The sequence below is a fragment of the Tardiphaga sp. genome (assembly GCF_028290785.1).
GTDB lineage: Bacteria > Pseudomonadota > Alphaproteobacteria > Rhizobiales > Xanthobacteraceae > Tardiphaga.
Window position 1 is genome coordinate 1 of record NZ_JAQGJD010000196.1, and the last position, 8,879, is coordinate 8,879.

Consider the following 8,879-nt stretch of genomic DNA (forward strand, 5'->3'; position numbering starts at 1 on the left):
GCGATGTAGGCTTGTTCCGGATCGACCGAGCCGCCGGACGAATAGATGTCGTCATGCAGACGCCTGGCCACTGCGGGATCGAAAATGTTGCCGGCTTCCTCGAACGCGCCGAAAGCGTCGGCATCCATCACCTCGGACCACATGTAGCTGTAGTAGCCCGACGCATAGTGGTCGCCGGAGAAGATGTGGCCGAACTGGGTCGGGCGGTGCCGCAGCGAGATTTCCGCGGGCATGCCGATCTTCTCCAACTCCTTCTTCTCGAACGCCGCCACATCCGCGCTGGCCGAGGCCGGCTGAGTATGGAATTCAAGATCGATCAGCGCCGAGGAGACGAACTCCACCGTGGCAAAACCCTGGTTGAATTTTCGCGCCGCGATGAAGCGCTTGAGCAGGTCGTCGGGCAGCGGCTCGCCGGTCTGGTAATGCCTGGCGAACTGCCGAAGCACCTGCGGCTGTTCCTGCCAGTGCTCGTAAAGCTGCGACGGCAGTTCGACGAAATCGGTGAATACCGAGGTGCCCGACAGCGAGGGATAGGTGACGTCGGACAGCATGCCGTGCAGGCCATGGCCGAATTCGTGGAACAGCGTGCGCGCGTCGTCCGGCGACAGCAGAGAGGGCTGGCCATCGGTGCCCTTGGAAAAATTGCAGACGTTGAGGATCAGTGGCGCGACATCGCCGTCGAGCTTCTGCTGGTCGCGCAGCGAGGTCATCCAGGCGCCGGAGCGCTTTGACGGCCGCGCAAAATAATCGCCATAGAACAGCGCCTTGTGCTTGCCACGGGCGTCCTTGACCTCCCAGACCCGGACGTCGGGATGCCAGACAGGGACGTCCTTGCGCTCTTCGAACGTGACGCCGAACAGTCTGGTGGCGGTGTCGAAGGAGGCGGCGATCATGTTGTCGAGCGACAGATACGGCTTGATCGCGGCGTCGTCGAAATTGGCGCGGCGCTGCCGCAGCTTCTCGGCGTAAAATCGCCAGTCCCAGGCGGCGAGCTCGGAATTGCCGCCCTCCTCCGCGATCAACTGCTGCAGCGCGTCGCGGTCGGCCATGGCGCGGGCGCGCGCCGGCTTCCACACCCGCTCCAGCAGGCCGCGCACCGCCTCCGGCGTCTTCGCCATGGAATCCTCGAGACGATAGGCCGCGAAGGTCGGGAAGCCCAAGAGCTTGGCGGTTTCCTCGCGCAGCCTGAGGATCTCGACGATGGTCGCGTTGTTGTCGTTGGCGTTGCCGTTATTGCCGCGCGCGGTGAAGGCCTTGTAGGCCTTCTCGCGCAGGTCGCGCCGCGTCGAGCTCTTCAGGAACGGCTCCATCGAGGAGCGCGACGTCGTGATGATCGCCTTGCCCGCCATGCCGCGCTCGTCGGCTGCGGCGCGGGCGTCGGCGACGAAGCTCTCCGGCAGGCCGTCGGTGTCGCCTTCGCCGATTTCCATGAACCAGTCCTGCTCGTCGCCCAGCAGGTGATGGCTGAACGCGGTGCCGAGATGGGCGAGCCGCTCGTTGATCTCCGCCATCCGCGCTTTCGCCGTGTCGTCGAGGCCGGCGCCGGCGCGGTGGAAGCGCGTGTAGGTGCGCTGCAGCAGGCGCATCTGCTCGGAGGTCAGACCGAGGCTGGCGCGATTGTCATGCAGCGCTGCGATGCGGCCAAACAGCACGGCATTCATCATGATCGGGTTCCAGTGCCGCGCCTGGCGCAGCGACACTTCCTTGTCGATCTCCAGGATCGCCGGATTGGAATGCGCTGAGACCAGATCGTAGAACACCGCCGATACCCGGCTGAGCAATTTGCCGGAGCGCTCCAGCGCCGTAATGGTGTTGGCGAAGTCCGGCGCCGAGTTGTCGTTCACGATCGCCGATATCTCGGCGGCGTGGTCGAAAAACGCCTGCTCGAATGCCGGCATGAAGTGAGCGGGCTCGATCTCGTTGAAGGGGGGCGTCTCGAACGGCGTGATCCAGGGTTTCAGCAGCGGGTTGTCGGGCATCTGCGTGGGGGCTACTGAATCCAAGGTTTCTGACATCACAAATCCTGATTTGCCGTGCAATCGAGTGCGGCATCTATACCACGCGATGGGGCTTTTTTGGGCCCATTAGTGCTTGCCGCAGCAGGCTTTTTCGGAGAGATTGCGGCCCGAAACAGGACTTCAAGACATGACCGCTTCCACCGCCCCCCGCCGTATCTACTGGCCCAGCGTCATCACCGTGATCTCGGCAGCGATCCTGATCGGCGCGGAAGTGTTCGGCGCCGCTTTTGCCGGCGGCTGGGCGCTGTCGATCCTGTTCGGGCTGGACACCACCGGAGAGCACATCCTGCAGGTGATTTTGTTTCTCGCCGGCACTGCCATCATGGTGGCCTTCGTCCGCGCCGCCCAGCGCATCGAACCGTTCACGCGGCGGGTCTGAGCTTCTTTCTTACTTCCCCTCTCCCCTTGTGGGAGAGGGTGGACGCGCGCAGCGCGGCCGGGTGAGGGGTGCTACAAACTCCGAGCCTAGCTTTACCCCTCATCCGTCGCGGACTTCGTCCGCACCACCTTCTCCCACAAGGTGAGAAGGAAGAAGGAGCGAAGCTTCTCAACCCCCTTGCCGGTCAGCTCCAAACGCTCATGCTTCCTTAAGCTAACTTAACATCCGTTCATGTTCGGCGCCTGGCTGCGTCTTGTTTGCAACGTCGAGCGTTTGTGTTGAAGAAATCGGTCTTCAACCCAAGAAAAATCTTGCACCCCCCACCTAAACACCCTAATTGCACTCTTGCCCAATTTCGCACGTGCCTGTGGTCGTGTGTCAGTCGGTAGGTATCCGGACAAGAGGCCGGACAGCCGCCAAGGGACGAAGAAGCCGAGGGTCAGTCGATCTTAGAAGATCGGATGGCCAGCATCTCTCTCCAGGGATGCCGATGAAGGTGACTTTGATCCTTGCAACCGTGACTGGCAGCCGGAGGCGAACCGGCGCACCTCGTTCTCAACGGGGGACGCGACTTAAAGCAACGACGGATCGGGCTTTTTTGGTCTCTGCTGGCTTTCCATCAGCCAGCGCGATTACCGAAGAGGCTTGTCCTTCATTGCCAGGTGTGCGGTAGGGTCACTCCCAACCAATCCACGGCAGCACTTACGGTCTGTACTTTCGGCTTTGCCGCGCCTCCATCGCGCGTCCGGGTCCGAGAGCGCTGAATCGTCATCATATTTTGGACGCGACCCGTCGCTGGGCCGTTCGGGAGAGTGCTATGACTGAACGTATCCAGGATTTCCTCCGCGCCCGCCGCAATGAGGGCCAGGACCTCGAGCCTTGTCTCGTGGTCGATCTCGAGGTCGTGCGCGACAACTTCCAGACCTTTGCCAAGGCGCTGCCGGACTCCCGCGTGTTCTACGCGGTGAAGGCCAACCCGGCGCCGGAAGTGCTGTCGCTGCTCGCCTCCATGGGTTCGTGCTTCGACTGCGCGTCGGTGCAGGAGATCCAGATGGCTCTCGACGCCGGCGCCACCCCGGACCGCATTTCGTTCGGCAACACCATCAAGAAGGAACGCGATATCGCGCGCGCCCATGCGCTCGGCATCGGCCTGTTCTCGGTCGATTGCACCGCCGAGGTCGAGAAGATCGCGCGTGCCGCGCCCGGCGCCCGCGTGTTCTGCCGCATCCTCTACGACTGCGCCGGCGCCGAGTGGCCGCTGTCGCGCAAGTTCGGTTGCGATCCGGAAATGGCGGTCGATGTGCTCGAGCTCGCCAAGCGTCTCGGCCTGGAGCCCTATGGCATCTCGTTCCATGTCGGCTCGCAGCAGCGCAAGGTGAAGGCGTGGGACCGTGCGCTGGCGATGGCGTCGTCGGTGTTCCGCGATTGCGCCGAGCGCGGCATCAACCTCTCCATGGTCAACATGGGCGGCGGATTCCCGACCAAGTACCTCAAGGAAGTCCCGGCGGTCGTGCAGTACGGCCGTTCGATCTTCCGCGCGCTGCGCAAGCATTTCGGCAACGCAATTCCGGAGACCATCATCGAGCCGGGTCGCGGCATGGTCGGCAATGCCGGCATCATCGAGACCGAAGTCGTTCTGATCTCCAAGAAGAGCGACGAGGACGATGTACGCTGGGTGTACCTGGACATCGGCAAGTTCGGCGGTCTCGCCGAAACCATGGACGAGTCGATCCGCTACGCCATCAAGACGCCGCATGACGGCGCCGAGATGACGCCCTGCGTGCTCGCCGGCCCGACCTGCGATTCGGCCGACGTGATGTACGAGAAGCTGCCGTACCCGCTGCCGGTGACGCTGGAGATCGGCGACAAGCTGCTGATCGAAGGCACCGGGGCGTACACGTCGACCTACTCGGCGGTGGCGTTCAACGGCTTCCCGCCGCTGCGCACGTTCCACATCTGAGCTTTCTGCTCTGAGTAATCGGGGAGCCGGTCTGCCGGCTCCCATCCCGTCACCTTCCATCCGGATGACAACGCTGCGCGCCGCGCAGCGGGGAATATGATGCCATGACGACTGTCCTGCACACGACTGCCACCGACACCTCTGTTGCCCTGAGCATCGCAGCCGCCCCGTACGCGATCCGTGCGGAACGCGGCTCCGACATCGCCGCGCGTGAATCTCTGCTGGATGTGTGCTTTGGCGCTGCGCGCCATGCCCGCACCTGCCAGCGGCTGCGCGACGGACGCGTGCCCGCCGAAGGCCTCGCCTTCTCGGCGGTGCATCAGGGCCGGCTGGTTGGCACGATCAGGCTCTGGCACGTAGATGCCGGGGGCCGAGCCGCCTTGATGCTCGGCCCCCTGGCCGTCGATCCCGCCGCGCGCGAACTCGGCATCGGCGCCGAGCTGATGAAACACGCCATCGCGGCGGCAACGACGCTTGGCCATGGCGCCATCGTCCTGCTCGGTGACAAACCCTATTACAGCCGCTTCGGCTTCTCCTCGGCGAAGATGGAGAACCTGTCACTGCCCGGCCCGTTCGAGCGCAACCGCCTGCTCGGCCTCGAACTGCGCGCAGGCGCCCTTGGCGGTGCGGCCGGCATGATCGTGGCGACCGGCAAGGCAGTCCCTTACCGCGCTGCCAAAGTCGCACGCGCGGCTTGATTTGAAGGCCAATACACGGCATTGCGGGGCCTGTTTCATTCCAAGGGGCCCGCAATGACCCGCCGCCTGATTTCCACCGGCTCGCCGTTCGAAAAGACCGCCGGCTACAGCCGTGCGGTGGTCGATGGCGATTTCGCCTTCGTGTCGGGAACCACCGGCTACGATTACACCACTATGGTGCTGCCCGACGATGTCACGGCGCAGACACAGAACTGCTTCAAGACCATCGGAGCTGCGCTTGAGGAGGCCGGCTTCGCCATGGCCGATATCGTCCGCGCGATCTATTACATCACCAGCGCCGCGGACGCCGACGCGGTGTTCGCCGTTACCGGCGCGCACCTCGGCGAGATTCGGCCGGCCGCCACCCTGCTGGTGGTTGCCGGGCTCTACAAGCCCGAGATGAAAGTCGAAATCGAAGTGACGGCGAAACGTCGCTCGACCTGATCCTGTTCTTCCTATCCACGCGAACGGCGCGGCTCCTGTCCGCCGCTTCGTCATTTGACTGTCTGGAGCGCCATCGATGACTACCCCCTCGACCATTTACGCGAAAATTTCCGGCCCCATCGTGATGGTCGGCTTCGGCTCGATCGGCAAAGGTACGCTGCCGCTGATCGAGCGGCATCTCGATTACGACAAGTCGCGCATTACCGTGCTCGACCCCAAGGACGAGGGCCGCAAGGCGCATTGCGAGAAGCACAACGTGCGCTTCATCCAGCAGGGTGTGACCAGGGAGAACTATCGCGAGTTGCTGACGCCGTTGCTCACCGAAGGCGGCGGCCAGGGCTTCTGCGTCAACCTGTCGGTCGATACCGGCTCGACGGATATCATGGAGCTCTGCAACGAGCTCGGCGCGCTCTACATCGACACCGTCAACGAGCCCTGGCTCGGCTTCTATTTCGACGCCTCGAAGGGACCGGAAGCGCGCTCCAACTACGCGCTGCGCGAAGCGACGCTGACCGCCAAGAATGCACGCAGCCCCGGCTCGACCACGGCCGTCTCCTGCTGCGGCGCCAACCCCGGCATGGTCTCCTTTTTCGCCAAGCAGGCGCTGCTGAACGTCGCCGCCGACCTGCAGCTCAACGCGCCGGAGCCGAAGACCAAGGCCGAATGGGCCGACCTGATGCGGCAGACCGGCGTCAAGGGCATCCACATCGCCGAGCGCGACACCCAGCGCTCCAAGAAGCCGAAAGAGCCCGACGTGTTCGTCAACACCTGGTCGGTCGAAGGCTTCCTGTCCGAAGGCGTACAGCCGTCTGAGTTGGGCTGGGGCACCCATGAAAAATGGATGCCGGAGAACGCGCACACCCACGAGACCGGCTGCGGCGCGGCGATCTATTTGATGCAGCCCGGCGCCGACACCCGCGTGCGCACCTGGTGCCCGACGCGCGGCGCGCAGTATGGCTTCCTCGTCACCCACAACGAGTCGATCTCGATCTCCGATTATTTCACGGTGCGCGACGCCTCGGGCACGGCGGTCTACCGGCCGACCTGCCATTACGCCTATCATCCGGCGGATGACGCCGTGCTGTCACTGCACGAGATGTTCGGCCGCGCGGCCAAGATGCAGGAGAAGCACCACATCCTCGACGAGAACGAGATCGTCGATGGCATCGACGAACTCGGCGTGCTGCTCTACGGCCACGGCAAGAATGCCTACTGGTTCGGCTCGCAGCTCTCGATCGAAGAAACGCGCGAACTCGCGCCCTACCAGAACGCCACCGGCCTGCAGGTAACCTCCGCCGTGCTCGGCGGCATGGTATGGGCGCTGGAGCACCCGACCGAAGGCATCGTCGAGGCCGACGAGATGGATTTCCACCGCCTGCTGGAAATCCAGGGCCCCTATCTCGGCCCGGTGAAAGGCTACTACACCGACTGGACGCCGCTGGAAGGCCGCCCGGGCCTGTTCCCTGAGGATATCGACACGAGCGATCCGTGGCAGTTCAAGAACGTGCTGGTGAGGTAAAGGCCAACTCCGTGTCGTCCCCGCGAAAGCGGGGACCCATACACGCTGTCGCCAAAGATAACACGCGACCGTTGCAGCTTGCCGTATTAACCACATCGACCGTGGTTCTGGGTCCCCGCTTTCGCGGGGACGACACCGCGCGGGTTGCTACCTCGCCAGATAATCGAACGCCACTTCACCGAGCCCCAGCGTCAGGTCGCACTTGAAGTGCAGCGCCGAGACGACCTCGCGCACCGGCAACCTCGCGACGTCCGCCAGCGCATGCGGAAACAGGCCGAGCGCGGCCGGGCCGGTCCAGGCGTCCTTCAGCGTGATGTCCTCGAGGTGATAGCGCACCAGTTCGCAGATCCGCGGCGTGCCATCGACATGCGGGATGATCTTCAAAATGAAGTTCGGCACCCCCAGCGCCTGCAGCACCGCATCATGGTCTACCGGACGGTGCTTGTAGCCCATGGTGCCGGAGGCGCAGAGCACCGAGCCGTAATGCAGCGTGCCGACCAGCACGTCGCTCTCCACCGCGATCTTCGGCGTCGCGCGCTTCTTCGGAAAACCCCACAGCTCGCGGCCGCCGGCGATCGGCGCATCGTCGTCGAGATACATCGAATGAATGTAGACGCCCTCGACACCATTGAGGCGCACCGGGATCGCCTGCCCGGTCTCGGTGTAGTCGCCGAACCCCGTGGAATCCGGCATCCGAATGAACTCGTATTTGACGACGGAATCGACGATCTCAAGCGGCTCCGGCACCACGGCGCGCAGCGCTTCGGGATCGGTGCGGTAGGTGATGATGAAATATTCGCGGTCGAAGAAGCGATACGGCCCGCGCGGAAATGACGGGTTGGTCAGCGGCATCGAATAAGCGGTGTTGCGGACGTCGTCGATTTTCATGTCGGGGCCCCCTGTCGGCGCGGATGCGCTGCAACATTATGGGCAGGGCTCATGAAACAATCGAGACCAATTCGCAGGCGACTACTTCGCCGGAATCGGCGGGGCGATCTTTTCAGCGGGTGCCGGTGGCAGGGCGGGGGCGGCACCGGCCTTCTGCGCGTCGGCATCGGGCCGGGCAGGCTGCGGCGGCGTTTCGGACGGACGGGCGCCGGTGGTGGCCGGATCCGCCGGGGCGGCGGGCCTGGTTTCGGCCCCCGGGGTCGATTGCAGCGGTGCCGTCGCCTGCGCCATTTGCTGGTGGTGCGGCGCCAACTGTACCAGCGACGCGGCGGATACCGCCAATCCGGCGGCGACCATCATGCCCGCCAGCAGCAGGTCATTGCGATAAGCGCGCTTGTTCTGGATCGGCGTCATGGCGGGCACCTCGGTTATATCATGTGGTCAACGGGGCTCGCACCCCAAGGTTCCACGTCATATCGCCGCGCCCATCAAACGCGTCCGGCCGCCCGATCACTCAATCCTTGGTGCTGACTTCCCACGTCGCATGGATCACGCCAGGGCTGCGCTTGAGATCGGCGACCACCACGTCGAGCTCCCGTGGATCGATCGCCGTGCTGACCAGCGTGGCGACGATCTCCTGCTGGTCGTCGCCCAGATCGACCACATCGACGACGGCGACCGGATAATGCGCAGCCTCCAGCCGTTCGACCAGTTGGTCGCGCATCTCCGCCAGGACGTGATCGGCAACAGTCAGCTTGAAATAATACGTCGCTCCCGATGATTTTTCGTCGAGCGGCGCGCGGTTGATGGCGTTGACCAGCGGCCGCAGCAGCGTGTTGCCGGCCAGCACGAACGCGGTCAGCGCCACCGCCTGCGCGATCATGTCCGCGCCGGCACAGGAACCGACCGCCGCCGATCCCCACAGCGTTGCCGCCGTGTTGAGGCCGCGGACATTGGTGCCTTCCTTCATGAT

At 64.1% G+C, this 8,879-nt stretch carries 9 protein-coding genes; 5 read left to right on the forward strand and 4 right to left on the reverse strand.

Features of this window, described 5'->3' with window-relative positions; translation table 11 throughout:
- The coding region (locus tag JWR89_RS11405) for a M3 family metallopeptidase (RefSeq protein ID WP_299715834.1) at positions 1–2,015 on the reverse strand (2,015 nt) is incomplete at its 3' end.
- Positions 2,016–2,145: 130 nt separating this feature from the next.
- Here JWR89_RS11405 and JWR89_RS11410 point away from each other — a divergent pair.
- The 5 genes from JWR89_RS11410 to JWR89_RS11430 all read left to right on the forward strand — a co-directional run bounded on the left by JWR89_RS11410 (position 2,146) and on the right by JWR89_RS11430 (position 7,018).
- Positions 2,146–2,397, forward strand: coding sequence for a hypothetical protein (locus JWR89_RS11410; protein WP_299715837.1), 252 nt, complete (start codon positions 2,146–2,148; stop codon positions 2,395–2,397).
- 817 nt (positions 2,398–3,214) lie between these two features.
- The gene (locus JWR89_RS11415) at positions 3,215–4,357 is read left to right on the forward strand and encodes a type III PLP-dependent enzyme (protein ID WP_299715840.1); all 1,143 of its coding nucleotides are present in this window, start codon (positions 3,215–3,217) and stop codon (positions 4,355–4,357) included.
- 104 nt (positions 4,358–4,461) lie between these two features.
- The gene (locus tag JWR89_RS11420; protein ID WP_299715843.1) at positions 4,462–5,055 is read left to right on the forward strand and encodes an N-acetyltransferase; all 594 of its coding nucleotides are present in this window, start codon (positions 4,462–4,464) and stop codon (positions 5,053–5,055) included.
- Between the two features lie 54 nt (positions 5,056–5,109).
- The gene (locus tag JWR89_RS11425) at positions 5,110–5,499 is read left to right on the forward strand and encodes a RidA family protein (protein WP_299715846.1); all 390 of its coding nucleotides are present in this window, start codon (positions 5,110–5,112) and stop codon (positions 5,497–5,499) included.
- 76 nt (positions 5,500–5,575) lie between these two features.
- Positions 5,576–7,018 (forward strand): homospermidine synthase, encoded by a 1,443-nt coding sequence (locus tag JWR89_RS11430; RefSeq protein ID WP_299715849.1) that lies wholly within the window; start codon positions 5,576–5,578, stop codon positions 7,016–7,018.
- Positions 7,019–7,165: 147 nt separating this feature from the next.
- Here JWR89_RS11430 and JWR89_RS11435 read toward each other — a convergent pair whose 3' ends face one another.
- The 3 genes from JWR89_RS11435 to JWR89_RS11445 all read right to left on the reverse strand — a co-directional run.
- Positions 7,166–7,906, reverse strand: a complete 741-nt coding sequence (locus JWR89_RS11435; RefSeq protein ID WP_299715852.1) for an acetoacetate decarboxylase — start codon at positions 7,904–7,906, stop codon at positions 7,166–7,168.
- An 81-nt stretch (positions 7,907–7,987) separates the two neighbouring features.
- A complete protein-coding gene (locus JWR89_RS11440) occupies positions 7,988–8,320 on the reverse strand; it encodes a hypothetical protein (RefSeq protein WP_299715855.1) in 333 nt (110 codons plus the stop codon).
- Positions 8,321–8,420: 100 nt separating this feature from the next.
- Positions 8,421–8,879, reverse strand: a 459-nt coding sequence (locus JWR89_RS11445) for an MgtC/SapB family protein (RefSeq protein WP_299715858.1), incomplete at its 5' end; no start/stop codon positions are given.

What these genes read in the sequence shown, in the direction of transcription:
- JWR89_RS11410 (WP_299715837.1), top strand. Translation starts at nt 2,146, where the DNA reads ATGACCGCTTCCACCGCCCCCCGCCGTATCTACTGGCCCAGCGTCATC.
- JWR89_RS11415 (WP_299715840.1), top strand. Translation starts at nt 3,215, where the DNA reads ATGACTGAACGTATCCAGGATTTCCTCCGCGCCCGCCGCAATGAGGGC.
- JWR89_RS11420 (WP_299715843.1), top strand. Translation starts at nt 4,462, where the DNA reads ATGACGACTGTCCTGCACACGACTGCCACCGACACCTCTGTTGCCCTG.
- JWR89_RS11425 (WP_299715846.1), top strand. Translation starts at nt 5,110, where the DNA reads ATGACCCGCCGCCTGATTTCCACCGGCTCGCCGTTCGAAAAGACCGCC.
- JWR89_RS11430 (WP_299715849.1), top strand. Translation starts at nt 5,576, where the DNA reads ATGACTACCCCCTCGACCATTTACGCGAAAATTTCCGGCCCCATCGTG.
- JWR89_RS11435 (WP_299715852.1), bottom strand. Translation starts at nt 7,906, where the DNA reads ATGAAAATCGACGACGTCCGCAACACCGCTTATTCGATGCCGCTGACC.
- JWR89_RS11440 (WP_299715855.1), bottom strand. Translation starts at nt 8,320, where the DNA reads ATGACGCCGATCCAGAACAAGCGCGCTTATCGCAATGACCTGCTGCTG.